The organism is Larkinella humicola, assembly GCF_008727875.1.
GTDB lineage: Bacteria > Bacteroidota > Bacteroidia > Cytophagales > Spirosomataceae > Larkinella > Larkinella humicola.
In genome coordinates, this window is the sequence record NZ_VTWS01000015.1 from 26,117 (window position 1) to 40,602 (window position 14,486).

14 protein-coding genes and 1 pseudogene are annotated in these 14,486 nt (G+C 50.8%); 9 read left to right on the forward strand and 6 right to left on the reverse strand.

Translation table 11 applies throughout. The annotated features are described in order from the left end of the window. Window positions 1–165: 165 nt before the first annotated feature. Window positions 166–1,512 carry a D-arabinono-1,4-lactone oxidase gene (locus tag F0P93_RS30950; RefSeq protein WP_225309729.1) on the reverse strand — a complete coding sequence of 449 codons (1,347 nt, stop codon included), beginning with the start codon at window positions 1,510–1,512 and terminating at the stop codon, window positions 166–168. A gap of 226 nt (window positions 1,513–1,738) precedes the next feature. Between F0P93_RS30950 and F0P93_RS30955 the strand changes: the two genes are divergently transcribed. From F0P93_RS30955 to F0P93_RS30965, 3 genes are all read left to right on the forward strand, one after another. After that, window positions 1,739–1,921: a hypothetical protein gene (locus F0P93_RS30955; protein WP_150881672.1), complete on the forward strand. Its 183-nt coding sequence runs from the start codon at window positions 1,739–1,741 to the stop codon at window positions 1,919–1,921. A gap of 75 nt (window positions 1,922–1,996) precedes the next feature. Further along, window positions 1,997–2,278 (forward strand): hypothetical protein, encoded by a 282-nt coding sequence (locus tag F0P93_RS30960; RefSeq protein WP_150881673.1) that lies wholly within the window; start codon window positions 1,997–1,999, stop codon window positions 2,276–2,278. A gap of 127 nt (window positions 2,279–2,405) precedes the next feature. Next, window positions 2,406–2,750, forward strand: a complete 345-nt coding sequence (locus F0P93_RS30965) for a carboxymuconolactone decarboxylase family protein (RefSeq protein WP_150881674.1) — start codon at window positions 2,406–2,408, stop codon at window positions 2,748–2,750. Between the two features lie 116 nt (window positions 2,751–2,866). Here the strand turns inward: F0P93_RS30965 and F0P93_RS30970 are convergent, their stop codons facing one another. Both F0P93_RS30970 and F0P93_RS30975 read right to left on the reverse strand, forming a co-directional pair. Beyond that, window positions 2,867–3,736: a hypothetical protein gene (locus F0P93_RS30970; RefSeq protein WP_150881675.1), complete on the reverse strand. Its 870-nt coding sequence runs from the start codon at window positions 3,734–3,736 to the stop codon at window positions 2,867–2,869. 504 nt (window positions 3,737–4,240) lie between these two features. Beyond that, window positions 4,241–5,348 (reverse strand): annotated as a pseudogene (locus F0P93_RS30975) (IS3 family transposase). Between the two features lie 84 nt (window positions 5,349–5,432). On the opposite strand from F0P93_RS30975, the gene F0P93_RS30980 reads away from it, so the two are divergent. Beyond that, window positions 5,433–7,298, forward strand: a complete 1,866-nt coding sequence (locus F0P93_RS30980; protein ID WP_225309733.1) for a helix-hairpin-helix domain-containing protein — start codon at window positions 5,433–5,435, stop codon at window positions 7,296–7,298. A gap of 86 nt (window positions 7,299–7,384) precedes the next feature. Further along, window positions 7,385–8,329: a Vgb family protein gene (locus F0P93_RS30985; protein ID WP_150881677.1), complete on the forward strand. Its 945-nt coding sequence runs from the start codon at window positions 7,385–7,387 to the stop codon at window positions 8,327–8,329. A 150-nt stretch (window positions 8,330–8,479) separates the two neighbouring features. On the opposite strand, the gene F0P93_RS30990 is transcribed toward F0P93_RS30985, so the two are convergent. From F0P93_RS30990 to F0P93_RS31000, 3 genes are all read right to left on the reverse strand, one after another. Continuing rightward, the gene (locus F0P93_RS30990; protein ID WP_150881678.1) at window positions 8,480–9,100 is read right to left on the reverse strand and encodes an SOS response-associated peptidase; all 621 of its coding nucleotides are present in this window, start codon (window positions 9,098–9,100) and stop codon (window positions 8,480–8,482) included. Window positions 9,101–9,214: 114 nt separating this feature from the next. After that, entirely contained in the window at window positions 9,215–9,457 is a 243-nt protein-coding gene (locus F0P93_RS30995) for a hypothetical protein (RefSeq protein ID WP_150881679.1), read from the reverse strand. 509 nt (window positions 9,458–9,966) lie between these two features. After that, window positions 9,967–10,410, reverse strand: coding sequence for an EamA family transporter (locus F0P93_RS31000; RefSeq protein ID WP_225309730.1), 444 nt, complete (start codon window positions 10,408–10,410; stop codon window positions 9,967–9,969). Between F0P93_RS31000 and F0P93_RS31890 the strand changes: the two genes are divergently transcribed. From F0P93_RS31890 to F0P93_RS31020, 4 genes are all read left to right on the forward strand, one after another. Next, window positions 10,390–10,530, forward strand: coding sequence for a helix-turn-helix domain-containing protein (locus F0P93_RS31890; protein ID WP_229315790.1), 141 nt, complete (start codon window positions 10,390–10,392; stop codon window positions 10,528–10,530). The two genes, F0P93_RS31000 and F0P93_RS31890, sit on opposite strands and share 21 nt — an antisense overlap. A gap of 139 nt (window positions 10,531–10,669) precedes the next feature. Next, entirely contained in the window at window positions 10,670–11,650 is a 981-nt protein-coding gene (locus tag F0P93_RS31010; protein WP_150881680.1) for a DUF1259 domain-containing protein, read from the forward strand. Window positions 11,651–11,872: 222 nt separating this feature from the next. Next, window positions 11,873–13,036, forward strand: a complete 1,164-nt coding sequence (locus F0P93_RS31015) for a chromate transporter (protein WP_150881681.1) — start codon at window positions 11,873–11,875, stop codon at window positions 13,034–13,036. Continuing rightward, window positions 13,033–13,791, forward strand: a complete 759-nt coding sequence (locus tag F0P93_RS31020; RefSeq protein ID WP_150881682.1) for a DUF2490 domain-containing protein — start codon at window positions 13,033–13,035, stop codon at window positions 13,789–13,791. The genes F0P93_RS31015 and F0P93_RS31020 overlap by 4 nt, the downstream gene beginning before the upstream one ends. Window positions 13,792–14,486 lie beyond the last annotated feature (695 nt).

Consider the following 14,486-nt stretch of genomic DNA (forward strand, 5'->3'; position numbering starts at 1 on the left):
GTATACGGTTTACGGTATTCGGTTTACGGTGGCTGACGCATTGGCCCCTAAATCCCCTAAAGGACGGTCGGCCGCTGCCGGACTTTTCGCATCTGGATTAAGCTACGTCCAAGTCCCCTTTAGGGGATTTAGGGGCCAATGCGTCAGCCATCGTAAACCATACATTCATCTCCCAAACAGATTCATATCCAGAAACGCATTGCGGAATTTTCCTTTCGGGTCGTAGTCGGCCATGAGTTTTTTAAATTCGGGGAGCTTTTCGTACCGGGATTGCAGGGTGGCAGGAGCGAGGGTGAAGAGTTTTCCCCAATGGGGACGCGCTTTGAAAGGAGACAGCTCTTTTTCAATTATCGGTAATACTTTTTTGACCGATGCCCAATCCTGCTTCCAGGTAAAGTGAATGGCTACGGAAGCCTGTTTATAACACGGACTCATCCAGAACGAATCCGCGTCGATGGTGCGGATTTCCGAAATCATCAGGTGCGGGCTGATGTGGTCGCGCAGCCGCTCGACCGCCAGAATGGCTTCGACAGCATTCCGGGCGGGAACAAAATATTCCGATTGCAACTCCTTGCCGCTGCTGGGGGTGAATCCCATCCGGAAGTGGGGGAGTCGCTCATACCAGGGACCGGCCACGCCCATCTGTGCAGTGCAGTTGACGGCGGATAATTCGGCAATGGGGTGGAGGTTTTTCGTCGCCAGTGTGGCTCCGTAAAACTCCGGTTTGGCGGCTGCTGGTTTTCCTTTTTCGACGCACTCTTTCAGCCAGACTTCGTTGACCCGGTTTTTTTGCCAGTCCGTAAACAGACTCACGCTGTAAGCACTCGCTTCGATGGTGTCAAAATGATCTTTTAACTGCGTCATCGGCAAATTCTCGTAAACGTATTGTCGCATCTGGAACGTCGGCTGGATGTCGAGGGTGATTTTGGTGACCACCCCCAGCCCGCCCAGATGCACCACGGCCGCCCGAAATGCTTCGCCGTCTTTCGCCCGAGATAACGTTCGAACCTCGCCATTCGCCAGGACCAGTTCCATGGCTGCCACCGCCGTCGACAAATTGCCATTCTTGATTCCCGAACCGTGCGTTGCCGTGGCGCAGGCTCCGGCAATGGAGATATGCGGCAGCGAAGCGAGGTTATGCAAAGCAAATCCTTTGGCATCCAGATAGGTAGCCAGATCGCCGTATTTCATGTTGGCATCGACGGTGACGGTTTTGGCTTTTGCATCGAGCGAAAGCACCTGGCTCATTTCCACCAGCGAGACAAACTGGGTGGTGCTGTCGGCGATGCCGTTGAAGCAGTGGCGCGTGCCCAGCACCTTCATTTTCTCGAAGCTTTTGACCAGTTTCTGCACCTGCTGCAGCGATTTAGCCTGATCGAGCCGGGTGGTGCTGTAGTGCAAATTACCCGCCCAGTTCTTAAGTTTTTCATCGGCCATCCAGTTTGCCAGGGTTGAAAGTGAGGGTGTTGCCAATAAAGAGGAAGAGAGTTTGAGAAAGGTTCGTTTTTTCACGGTGCCGGGTTTTAGGATTCAGGAGCTAGGTAATGGGGGGCTATATCTTCCTACAAGACATCTACAAAAGACGAGATGCCGGTTTTCATACTGCCTCGACATGTGTGGGAGTCATACCGTAAACTAATGTTCGGTAACAATCTACGGAAACGGAAAATTCCAGGGCGGTTTTCTGCGTATACTGGCAATATTTTTGACCATTTTTGATCGACTAATCAACGAAACGATGAAAGTAACGATTGAAACAACTCCTAAAGAAATCGAGATTATTCAGACGACGCTAACCCGGCTTATAAACGAGCTGAAAGGCAAGCCCGATGTCCTGGCGAAATGGGGACTGAACCAGATCGACCTCGGCCGGATTGAGCGGTTTCGGGACACGATTCGCACCGCCCCGCTGACGGAATGAGTGCATGCACTGAGCTACCCGAATGAAAATCAGCCGGTTGGTGTGACTTTCTGAGAAGCGTTCCGTCTTATGGGTATGAAAATACTCATGTTACTCATTTTGCTGATACCGGGACTTAAAGTACTGGACTATGCCTATGTGCATTCGATGGAGTTAGATTCCAAGCCGTATTCGGTAACAATAACTGCTTCACCTGCTCATACCGATGTTTACCTGCACACGCCGGCCGAACGCGGCCGTGAGGAAAAGGCGACTGTTTCTAAACCGTCAGACCGAGGCAAGTCGGTGATGAAAGGAGTGGTGGTATCACTGGTCATGTTGCTCGCCGTTGGATTGGTCCGGGGACGATCGCGGTAAGAATCACCGGGTAGCTGGAAGTATAGGTAATTTATATGAGAATTCGTTTGTTTTATTTACCTTGTCTTCACGCAATCAAGCTATTTTTGTCCTTTTTACTGTGAATACTACTATTCCCTAAACCCCTATGGCCGAATACCAAACCCCGAAAGACCGTGCCTATACGAACATGCTTCTTTCGTCTGCTCCCAAAGAGTCTGCCGCCTTTTTAAACCTGAAATACACGGCGGAACGCAGCGATGGCGTCATTCCCGTCAAGTACCGGGAACTGATGTCGGTTGCCGTTGCGCTGACCACCCAGTGTGCGTATTGCATTGAATCCCACATTCAAAATGCCGTTGAAGCCGGTGCCACGCGCGAAGAAATTGCCGAAACCGTGTTCATTGCAGCCGCGATCCGTGCCGGTGGTGCGGTTGGAAACGGGCTGATGGCGATGCGGCTTTTTGAGGAAGTCAGTGCCGCTAAGCGCTGAAGTTCCGAGATTAATCCTACAATGTCTTCATTAGAGGGAAGCTTACAAAAAAGTCCAGAGCCTTTTACACGTTTCGTAAAAGGCTCTGGATAGTAGAAAATGAACTATTTTGGCGCTCACTTGTATTTATAAACCTGTCCATCCAGCATAATTTTTCCGTTTGCCTGGGTCGTGATTGTAAGTTGGAGGGCCACTTTGCCGGCTTGATCAAATACGTAGCGGTATTCTTTCGAGAGGGTTCTATAGTCTGAAAATTGAGACTCTATCTTGGTATAGGTCATCGTTGACTTTAGTAATAAGTTCCGATCCTTTTTTCCTTTGAATGAAAGCGGATAAGGAACGCTGAGTTTCGTCAAATCAAATTCATTCGTAGTGATGTATTCTCCAGTGCCGTCCTTCGTTTCCGTTTTAACCACATTTCCATCCAAAATCGTGTATTTTGTGTAGTCATCGTTGTTACCGCGACGCTCGATTACATATCCGTCCTGATTATACGTTACATTATTTTCTGGAATAAGACCGTATTCGTTCAGGTCAATCGTGGATGTATGTGGAGCAATTAAGCCTTCATTTTCGTAAGTTTGAATGATTTTTCCGGGGGAATAAGCGTACTTATACAGGTCCGCTCCTTTCGTAAAAGCATACTTACTTCGATACAGGTTAACTCGTCTCTGTGCATCATAGCCGTAATCTATCCAGCCATCTCCTCCCTGAGCCAAAGCGTATTTTTTGCCCTCAAGTTCAATAATTTCGGCTACTTTGCCATAGACAGTTCCAAAACCAAGTTTCCCAGGATGAACATCGCCTACCTTTAAAGTTGAATTGGCCTCAACTGCAACGATAGCAAGGTCGTCGTCATTCGTCAGCAGAACGTTATCGTAGGGATTGGGTGAAAATGCTGGTTTCAAATGATCCTGCACCGAACAAGAACCGAACAGAAATAACAATGTTGCAGGAATTGCAAATCGGGTAAATGGAAATTTCATAGGGAATAAATTTAGTAAATAGATGGCTAATAATAGAATGAAGTGAAGACCCTAATTTATGATCAAAAGTTGGAACCTGCATTTAATATAAATCAAAATTTACTTAAGCATATTCTACCAAGTTCGCTTTATATCAACATAAGTCTGATAAATATCTGAATTAAACAGAAGCCAGAAATGCACTTTCACTTAGGATAGCTGGTGGAAATTTCATTTTGTCCATCATTACTGAAGATCCTACTTCTAAACCAGCAATTGCTTTCGCATGATCTTTACATTCAATAGCAATGGTGAAATCTGCATCGTTTGCGGTTTTATTAATACATCTATTACTCCTGTTTCAAGTTGCGTAATGCACATGCCGGTCGAGCCAGCATGAAAGTGACTGTAAGAATTGTACGGTTGATGAATCGGATACTTAATCCTGAACAGTGAATTTTAACCATATGCTTTTAGGAACAATCATGTCCTTACCCCGTTTTGTGAGCCAGTTTTGACTGGAATTTATGCCGCCTGTCGGTACTCAAGTGGCGTCATAAACTGCAAAGCCTGATGGGGCCGCTCCGTGTTGTACTCCACCAGCCACTCATCCACCACTTGGCGTACCTGTCGAATACTCGTAAAAATATGGGCGTCTAAAACCTCCCGGCGAAACGTCCCATTGAAGCGCTCAATATACGCATTTTGGGTTGGTTTGCCCGGTTCGATCCAACATAAGTCGATGGCCTTATCTCGACACCAATCCTGCAGGGACTGACTAATGAACTCGGGCCCATTATCACTTCGTAACCGCTCTGGGTTGCCGTATCTTTCTATTAGTTGATCTAATAAGCGGATGACTCGGCGCGCAGGTAAGGAGTAGTCAATTTCAATACCCAGGGCTTCTCTGTTGTAATCGTCAACCACGTTCAAGGTGCGAAACTTGCGCCCACCGGTTAAGTTATCAGACGTAAAGTCCAATGACCAGCACTGATTACAAGCCGTTGCTTTGGGCAGCGGTTTACGGACTGCATCCGGTAAGCGCTTTTTAGTTTTTCGCCGTAAGCCTAACGTTCTATACAAGCGTCTGACTTTCTTATGATTTACCAGCTCGCCTTGCTTACGTAACCGCCGATAAATCTTCAAAACGCCCCACTGCTTATACCGTCGAGCCAATTGCTCAATCCGGCTGGCCAGGGCTTCGTCCTTATCTTTAATGGCGGCTGGCTCAACGAGTGCGTTGCGGCTGAGGCCCACCCAGCAACAGGCTTTGCGTTGACTAATCCGTTTCTGATTGATCATCCACCTGACTAGCTCTCGACGCTGGGCGGGCCTCACGGCAGCGGCCGACCGTCACTTTTTTGAGAGGGCTTCCTTGATGATTTCGTTTTGCAAACTTAGCTCCGCGAACATCTTCTTGAGCCGACGATTTTCGTCCTCTAACTCTTTAAGGCGCTTCACTTCGGAGACCTGCATACCCCCGTATTGGGCTCGCCAATTGTAAAAGGTAGCCTCACTGATACCATGCTCTCGGGTGATCCGGGTAACCGTCTGGCCGCTGTCTTGTTGCCGCGTCGGCGGTCCGATTGAGAATCGCCACAATCTGCGATTCTGTAAATCGTGTTGCCTTCATTCCCTTTTCGATGACTAGTGAAAGTTAAGTTTTTTACCCTACTTTTCACTGGCTCACTTTAATGGGATCAGGACAACGGATTACATCTTCAAGAAGTGGGGTCGGGAGCACGTCTGTCTGATGGCCACCTACGTGACCTTCCGCGACCGGGCCGCCTACCGGGAACTGGGCAAAGTCTTCGGCTTGCCCAAGGCGGAGATCGATGCGCTGGTAAAAGATCCCACGGCGGTGGTCGGCGGGGACTACACGAAGTACATTGTCCGGTACGCGCCCCTGCTGGAAGATTTTCCGAATTATTTATCGGTTCACGCGGGGGGCATTCTGATTTCGGAATTGCCCCTCTACCACTATACGGCGTTGCTGCTACCGCCGAAGGGCTACCCGCTCTGCCAGTGGGACATGTACGTGGCCGAGGACATCGGGTTTGCCAAGTGGGACGTGTTGTCACAGCGCGGGCTGGGCCACATCAAGGACGCGGTGGATCTGGTACGGGAAAACCGGCAGATCAGCGTCGATATTCACCGGGTGCAGGAGTTTGTGAAGGACCCCAAAATCCGCAGGCAGCTCCTGCGCCACGAGACGATGGGCTGTTTTTACATCGAGAGTCCGGCGATGCGGCAACTGATCTGGAAGCTGCAGTGCGCTGATTATCCGACGCTGGTGGCGGCTTCGTCGATCATCCGGCCGGGGGTGGCCTCCAGTGGCATGATGGCGGAATTCATTCGGCGGCACCACAATCCGTCGGACTACGTGGCGGTTCACCCGCTGATGCAACAGATCATGGCCGACACCTACGGGGTGATGATTTACCAGGAGGACGTGCTGAAAGTCGCCCACTTCTTCGCCGGGCTGGATCTGGCGGAAGCCGATGTGCTGCGCCGGGGGATGAGTGGCAAGTCGCGGTCGAAAAAAGAGTTTGAACGCATCCAGGCGAAATTCTTTGCCAACTGCCGGGAGCGGGGGTATCCCGATGCCATCGCGGGCGAAGTCTGGCGGCAGATTGCGTCGTTTGCAGGCTACAGCTTCAGCAAAGCGCACTCGGCTTCGTTTGCCGTGGAAAGCTACCAGAGCCTGTATTTGAAAACCTATTTCCCGCTGGAGTTCATGACGGGGGTGCTCAACAATTTCGGCGGTTTTTACCGAACCGAGTTCTATGTGCACGAAGCCCGGCGGTCCGGGGCCCTGATCGAAGCACCCGATCTCCACCAGAGTCAGTATCGGGCGCGCATCGAGGGCAACACGATCTGGCTGGGGTTCATTCTGATCAAGGGCCTGGAGAAAAATGTGGTGCAGGAACTGGTGAAACAGCGCAGTATTCAGCCCTTCGAGAGCCTGGAGGATTTTACCCGGCGCGTTCCCGCCGGGCTAGAACAAGTGATCCTGCTGATCCGCACCGGCGTCTTTCGGTCGTTGGGCCGCAGCAAAAAGGAACTGCTGTGGCACGCCCACGCGCTGGTGAACAGTTTCGTGCAGCACGAAGCGGTGCCGGAGATTTTCGAGCTGGAGGAAATGACCTGGCAGTTGCCGCCCCTCTGGCAGGATGAGACCGAAGACCGCTACGATGAACTGGAACTGCTGGGGTTTCCGCTGCGCTCGCCGTTTGAGCTGTTGCCCGATGCGGTTGATGGCGTGACCGCCCGGACGCTGAGCGAACACGCGGGGCGCATCGTCGTCATCACCGGTTACCTGCTGACGGCGAAAGCCATTCGCACCAAAACCGGCCAGCGGATGGTGTTCGGGTATTTTCTGGATCGGGAAGGCGAGTATTTTGACACGACGCATTTCCCCCAGAGTCTGGAGAAATACCCGTACCGGGGTGGGGGGATGTACCGGATGGAAGGGAAAGTGGTGGTTGATTTTGGCTGTCCCTCGCTGGAAGTGCGGACGATGGTGAAACTGCCCTTCAAGCCCGATCCGCGCGGTGGCGGAAGCGGTTTGTTTCTGAACTGACCCCGACCGGCAGATACTTTTCAGCAACAGTTCGCGCCTTTTGGTAGTTAGCGGGGTAGTCTGTCTGATCGCTAACCCAACATCCTATGAATCGCTCCTTTACGCTGGTCCTTCTGCTTTTGGTACTCTGTAGCGCCTGCCTGAATGATCACATCATCGCCCCCATTGCTGTTAAACTGGAAAGCTACCCCATTCCCGGCGATACGTTTTTCCCGGAAGGCATTGCCTACGATGCCCACCAGGGCGTCTTTTACACCGGCAGCATTGGCAACGGCGATATTCTGAAAGTTGACGTCCAGACCGGAAACACCAGTCTGTTTGCGTCCGGTTCTGCCCAGGGGCGCCCGACCTGCAATGGCCTGAAACTGGATGCCAAAGGCCGCCTGTGGGTCTGCGGGGGAACCCAGAACAAAATCCAGGTGCTGAATCCGGATGGCTCCCTGCTCAAAAACTGGGATTTGACGGCTTTTTCGGCAACCGGTTTTATCAATGACTGCATTCTGGACGACCAGTACGTGTATTTCACCGATTCGTGGAATCAGCAGGTCTACCGGACCAGCGTATCCGCCAGCCAGCCGGGCGAGATCGAGCGGTGGTTGACGTTCACCAACGCCCAGATTCCGTACGCCCCCACCGGCGTCAACGCCAACGGCATCGAGATGACTGAGGACGGCCGGTACCTGATTCTGGTTATTTCGCCGGTGGGCAAATTATACCGGATCGGGATCGCCGACCAAAGCATTGCGGAAATTCAGTTATCCACGCCGGTAACGGCGGGCGATGGGCTGTGGCTGGAGCAAAACACGCTCTATGTTTCCCGCAACGCTTTGAACCAGATTTTCCCGGTCACGCTCAGCAGCGATTATTTGCAGGGAACCGTCGGGACGGGTTTTGGCGACAAGCTGCTGTTCAATACCACGATGGCGAAAGCGGGGCCGTATTTTCTGGTTGTCAACGGCCAGCTCAACCGGCGGATGGGGCCAACACCGCCCGTTTTGCCGTTTACCGTATCGCGGGTTCTTATTCCTTAAGGAGCGGAGGGGGGCCGGCTGGATCGGTACGCTGGCGTGAATCTGCGGGTTGATCGTTTCGACTGGATAAAAACGGAGCTGTGGACGAAAATAGCATCATCATTACTATTGAGATGATGAACGACCCGAAAAGTCACACGAACGAACGGATTATTTTTCGATGACTTCCGTATTCATCAGCGATTCGTCGAGCGGCTGCATGAGCTCTTTGATCTCGGCTTTGGTCAGCTCCGGGTCGATCCAGCGACGCTGCTCCTGGTGACTGAGCATCAGCGGCATGCGTTTTTTGGTGTTGTGGATGTATTCCATGGTCGGGTTGGCCGCCGTGGTGACAATCGAGAACGTGGGCTGATTTTTCCAGACCGAATAGATACAGCCCAAGGCCAACGGTTTTTGGTCCGTCAGGGTGATGTAGTACGGGATTTTCGCTTTACCCTCGTGCCGCCATTCGTAGAAACCGTCGATGAGCAGCAGGCAGCGGTGGTTCACGATGCTGTCTTTGAAGGACGGTTTTTCAAAGATGGTATCCTCGCGGGCGTTTAGTGTCATTTTCGCCAGTTCGGCGGCTTTTTCTTCTTTGGCCCAGGCCGGGATCAGACCCCACTTAAAGAGCTGGATGGTTTTGGGATCGTCTTCGGTGATGACCGGCAGCAGCGGATGCGCAAAACCGGATACGCGGCTGGGCGGGGTGTAGTCGTCGGGGGCCTGAGCGGCCCGGACTTGCTCAACCAGTTCCGCGAGCGGAGTTTTGGCGTTAACGGTGTAGCACATCGTATGAGTGGTTTAGTCAGTAGAATAACTGGAAATTAAACGAAGTGTTGCCGCCGTTCTTCGCCGGGGTCACCGTACCGGTGCCTGGGCTGCCTTCTGGCCAGCGTAACAGACCTAGGCCCTACCCCGGTAGCGAAAGATCAGCCGGTCATCGGTTTCCTCGACGAACTTAAAATTCAGGTGGCCGTCAAAACCGGATGTAGCAAACGGGATGCTGTAATCCTGCCAGCCTTCCTTGTAGGAAGTACCGGTTTCGTTGTGGATGTGGAGTTGCAGCAATTGCAGGATCAAGTTACCGGTAACCCGGCCAAAATCACCGGTGACGATGTTCTGATTCTGAATCGAGACGATTTTCATGTACGGTGAGCTTTTTCTACCGCCTAAGCTACTGAGAACTGCCGGAAACACCAACCGCTGATCGGGTTGGATTAGGAGGCTAGATTTAAAGACGGTGGTTTGTTAAACCGAGTCTCAAGTTTGTTTGCTCGAAATGCAATGAATCGGTAATTCAAAGTTGTCCGTCAATCCGGACAGAATGATACAACCTGAAATGGACTTGCAATAGTATACTGGAGATTTTTTTCAGGCAGCCATCTGGTGTCTCGTCCTTGAATAGCTGTGCAGTTTAAATATCACAATTCAAAAACGAGACACATAAGAAAATGGAATTGATCAACAATTCATACTTTTCTGAACCTATCATTTTTCAACAGAAAAAAAGGTTTCATCAATGGTCAGGATATTGGTTCAGAAAATTGGAATCAATCAGTACTTTAGCTGACAACAAATACCGCATCTTCGTCTCCTCAATGGGCTTTTTATGAATGGGAGCACGAAAGCTAAATCTTGCCGAACTATTTTTCTGATCACATCATACGGACATAGGCTTGTGACTTCTCTGCCTTATGAAACAGTTTTTTATTTCCAGGCAATGACCCCAGCCCTAGCCGAATAAGAAAGGCTCCTTCCATCGTTTTCAGGGTCAGGGGTTCTTTCAGCAGCCATACCGAAAGCAGCAGCGCAATCACGATGCTTCCATTGTCGATCAGGGCCACTTGGGAGACAGGGCCGAGCTTGATGGCCCGGTAGTAAAATATCCTGGACAGCGACGTAGTAACGCCGGAGATAGCCAGGAAAATGACAGACGCGCGACCCAGGGCGCGGAATTGGCTGGATCCCTGCAAGAAAAGCACTCTGCCGGATTGGCTTGGGTGGCCCGGTGCAAATACTTCGACAATCATTCCTTCGGGGAATACATCCGCAAGCTTCGCGATGAAAAAGCTATGGACATGCTGCGAACCTCCAAACATAGTCTGGTGGAAATTGCCTACCTGACGGGGTTTTCCGATCAAAGTCATTTTACCCGCATCTTTAAAAAACATACAAGGCAAAATCCTTCCGATTTTCGAATAAGTTTGCCAAAAAAGTAAAGAATAGACAAAAGGTTAGTTCTGTTCTATTTTTCGTTCAGGGAACGACGTAAAATTGCACCCGGCTACCACCTCTGTCCGATCTATTTTTTCAATACCAATTGGTAGAAAAATACTTTCAGTTTGCACGAACCCTGCTATGAAACGGAGACAGTTTATTCAAAATACCATTATCGCGGGGGTTGTGCCCTTGTGCGGTTCCCAGGATCTAAACCCCAATGGAGTTTTAGGAAACACCCAACCTTTGAGTGTGAATGAACAGGAAGCTATTGCAACGGCGTTGGGCAAGAAGGGTACGTATAACGAAGCGCAGGCGGTTTACACTGTGCCTTTGCCCCGCAATGATTTGAAAGTCACGGTCAAAGGGGAAGCCGTACCCATCTCTTTTGGATTTGGCGGCTGGGTATCCTTTAAGAAAACGGTGGACGGTCAGCAGACGGTCATGATGAGCGATACGGTTCTGCTGGAAACCGAAGTCAATCCACTCATCGATGCCACGCACGCAGCCGGATTGGAAATTTCGGCCATTCACAACCACTTTTTTTACGAACAACCGCGCATCTTTTATATGCACCTGCACGGGGTCGGAACGGTGGCGGATTTAGCCAAAAAATATGCACAGGCGATTGGCAACACCAAATTGTTTCCGGCGAATCAACCTACGCCCGTAGCGCAAAATGGTACTACGCCATTAACCGGAAAAGTCCTCTTCGATCTGCCCGCTCTCGATGCACTTGTGAAATATACGGGAGTCGTCAATGGGCCCACCTATAAATACACGGTGGGGCGTGATGATGTAAAAATTATCGCAATGGGTGCGGAAATGACGGCAGCTATCGGTCTGAACTCCTGGGCTTCTTTTGCCGGAAAGGCCGCGAACGCCCATATTGCCGGAGACATTGCCATGTTGGAGGGCGAGGTTAATTCGGTTGTTCGAACGCTGCGGCAACACAAACTGGAAGTGGTTGCTTTGCATCACCACATGCTGGGGGAACAGCCCCGGACCATTTTCCTGCATTATTACGGGCGCGGTCCGGCCACAGAATTGGCAAAAGGTTTTCGAGCGGCTCTGGATCAACTGGGGAAAGGTGGAAAAAAGACCGATGAGATGCGGCACTAATTCGATTCAATCCTAAACTTTACGATCATGAGGACCCTTCTGTTCATGGGGATTACCGGGTTATTATGGATGATCAGCACATCCTCCAGTCCGCAATCCACCCGGCCAGTTACGGTTTCACAAACCCCAACCCGGTGGTATGATGCCCTCTACGCGTGGGTAAGCAAACTACAGAAGGAAAAACATACTTGGGAACCTAAAAAGTAATTCCATCATCTTGTGATGCAAAACCTTGCTCCAACTTACACCAAAGCAGATTTGGTGCGCTACTTCCTGCGCCTGGGAACCTTTGGCTTTGGCGGTCCACCCGCCTTAGTCAGTGCCATGCACCGGGATCTGGTGTTAAATCGACAATGGATCACCGAAGAAGATTACCGGGAAGGCATGGCACTCGCTCAATTGGCTCCGGGGCCGCTGGCAGCTCAATTAGCAATTTACCTGGGGTATGTTCATTACGGCATTTGGGGGGCCACCCTGGCCGGTTTCACCTTCGTGTTGCCTTCCTTCCTGATGGTTTTAGGGTTAGGCTGGGCTTACGTGCTGTTTGACGGATTGCCGTGGATGCAGGCTATTTTCTACGGCATTGGGGCCGCGGTCATTGGTATCATTACGATTGGAACTTACAAGCTCACCACCAAAACGATTGGGAAAGACTGGCTGGGATGGCTGCTGTTCGCCATCTCGGCAGTTGCCACAATCCTGACGGAGTCCGAATTACTGTGGCTGGTCGTCGGATCAGGTGGCGTCTACTGGCTTATTAAAACGCCACCCGTTCGGTTGGATTCAAAAGTAGACCAGGCCGGCTGGCCGTTTCTCACCCAGGTTTTGGCGATATCGACCGACTCCATTCTGTGGAAGCTGGCGCTGTTCTTTGCCAAAGCCGGTAGCTTCGTTTTTGGCAGTGGGCTGGCCATCGTGCCCTTTCTGTATGGTGGTGTTGTCAAAGAATACGGCTGGCTGACGGAACAGCAATTTTTGGATGCTGTCGCTGTGGCCATGATCACACCCGGACCGGTGGTGATTACCGTCGCTTTTATCGGCTATCTGGTAGCCGGGTTCCCCGGTGCCTGTGTAGCGGCAGCCGCCACGTTTTTACCCTGTTACCTGCTGACCATCCTGCCAGCCCCTTACTTCAAACGGTATGGAAAACACCCCGGTTTGAAGGCTTTTGTCGATGGAATTACCATCGCGGCTGTTGGCGCTATCGCGGGTGCTGTGGTGGTTCTGGCCCGGCGGCAACTGGTGGATTTTCCAGCGATCGTCATTGCCATAACGGCCACCCTAATACTGTATCGATTTAAGAAACTATCGGAATTGGGTCTGATTGCAGCCGCGGCCATCGTGGGCCTGTTGCTTCGGGCGGGAATTTTCTCTTCACTTTTATGATCCGTACTTTTACTTTCCTGCTGCTGTTCGCCCTAGCCACCCAGCATGACCTTACGGCGCAAATCTTACCCACCAAACAAGTTCGGACCCAGCAGCAAGCCTGGCTGGGTTACTTTAACCAAACCCGTTTGAGCAATCGCTGGGGAATCTGGCTGGATCTCCACGCCCGCCGTACCGATGATTTTCTGGACCGCTGGAGTACGCTGATCGTGCGTCCCGGCCTTACATATTACGTGTCCGATCAGGTCAGACTTACGGTCGGATATGCGCATGCCCGTCTTTACCCGGCGCTCCCGCCGACGAATGGCGCCGATCCATTGGTTAGACCGGAACACCGTTTCTGGCAACAAATTAATTGGCAAGGTCATTTCAAACGCCTGCACCTTAATCAATGGATCAGAGCCGAAGAACGAAACGTCCGCAAAACGCTGGGCAACGAATTGGCCGATGGGTACTCTTTCAATTACCGTTTTCGGTACATGATTACGGTGCAGGTGCCGTTGAAAGGTGATACCCCCAAACCCGGTGTTCCCAACTTCGTGGTTCAGGATGAAATTCACATCAATGCCGGCAGGCACATTACCTATAATTATTTTGACCAAAACCGGTTTTTTGTGGGACTGGCCTACCCCTTCAGCAAAACGTTTACGGCGCAGTTGGGCTATATGAACTTGTTTCAACAGCAGACTAGCGGCACTAATTTTGTCAACAATCACACGATCCGGCTATTTCTGTTTCACAATCTCAATTTTTAAAAGCCGTAATAATTATCACGGCTTAATCAGGATTAAGCATTTCATTTTCAAGTCATTGGCCACAAAAAATAACATTTATTAAAAAAGTTAACGGAATTTAGGACGAGACAAACTGGCAACTTATTTTCAGGATCAGACAGGTCATTAAAAGCAGTAACAATCACCAAAACGGTCAACGGAATTTAGGACGAGACAGCGTACCGAGCTCGATTAGAAATCTATACCTTTCTCAACCCTTTCATAGGTACTAAAGATAACGGTCTAATTTTAATTCAATAAGTTCGTTCACAAACCACCGCTCGTAAGTCAACAGCTGCCAAAGACGGTAGAAACATTTCAACACTACGTTGTCTCACAAACGAGGGTATTTTGAGATAAATTGCACGCCACTAATATAGCGGCAACCCCTTGTTTGGGTCACTGCCTCCTAGTAGTTTTACATAACCACTTGTTTATCAGACATGGGCCTTAACTGCAAAAAGGCGGGGCCGCCCACGGTCCGCCATTGCGGTGTGGGCCATCCTGTCGGACCGCCGAAGCGGCAAGACCAATATGAAACTAGGTGAAAGGTTACCAGAAACTAACTTGGTAGCGCATAAACTTGTTGTTGGGTTGATTAGGGGGGACTTAGCGCTCTGGTTTCAGGATGTTCGCCAGGAAAGGTGCCGTGCGGCTTGCCTGACACGCGACGATCT

Coding starts and splice junctions, on each gene's coding strand:
- F0P93_RS31000 (WP_225309730.1), bottom strand. CDS start 10,410: ATGTTTGGAGGTTCGCAGCATGTCCATAGCTTTTTCATCGCGAAGCTT.
- F0P93_RS30955 (WP_150881672.1), top strand. CDS start 1,739: ATGAAAGTAACGATTGAAACAACTCCTAAAGAAATCGAGATTATTCAG.
- F0P93_RS31010 (WP_150881680.1), top strand. CDS start 10,670: ATGAAACGGAGACAGTTTATTCAAAATACCATTATCGCGGGGGTTGTG.
- F0P93_RS31015 (WP_150881681.1), top strand. CDS start 11,873: ATGCAAAACCTTGCTCCAACTTACACCAAAGCAGATTTGGTGCGCTAC.
- F0P93_RS30990 (WP_150881678.1), bottom strand. CDS start 9,100: ATGTGCTACACCGTTAACGCCAAAACTCCGCTCGCGGAACTGGTTGAG.
- F0P93_RS31890 (WP_229315790.1), top strand. CDS start 10,390: ATGCTGCGAACCTCCAAACATAGTCTGGTGGAAATTGCCTACCTGACG.
- F0P93_RS30985 (WP_150881677.1), top strand. CDS start 7,385: ATGAATCGCTCCTTTACGCTGGTCCTTCTGCTTTTGGTACTCTGTAGC.
- F0P93_RS30965 (WP_150881674.1), top strand. CDS start 2,406: ATGGCCGAATACCAAACCCCGAAAGACCGTGCCTATACGAACATGCTT.
- F0P93_RS30995 (WP_150881679.1), bottom strand. CDS start 9,457: ATGAAAATCGTCTCGATTCAGAATCAGAACATCGTCACCGGTGATTTT.
- F0P93_RS30970 (WP_150881675.1), bottom strand. CDS start 3,736: ATGAAATTTCCATTTACCCGATTTGCAATTCCTGCAACATTGTTATTT.
- F0P93_RS30960 (WP_150881673.1), top strand. CDS start 1,997: ATGAAAATACTCATGTTACTCATTTTGCTGATACCGGGACTTAAAGTA.
- F0P93_RS31020 (WP_150881682.1), top strand. CDS start 13,033: ATGATCCGTACTTTTACTTTCCTGCTGCTGTTCGCCCTAGCCACCCAG.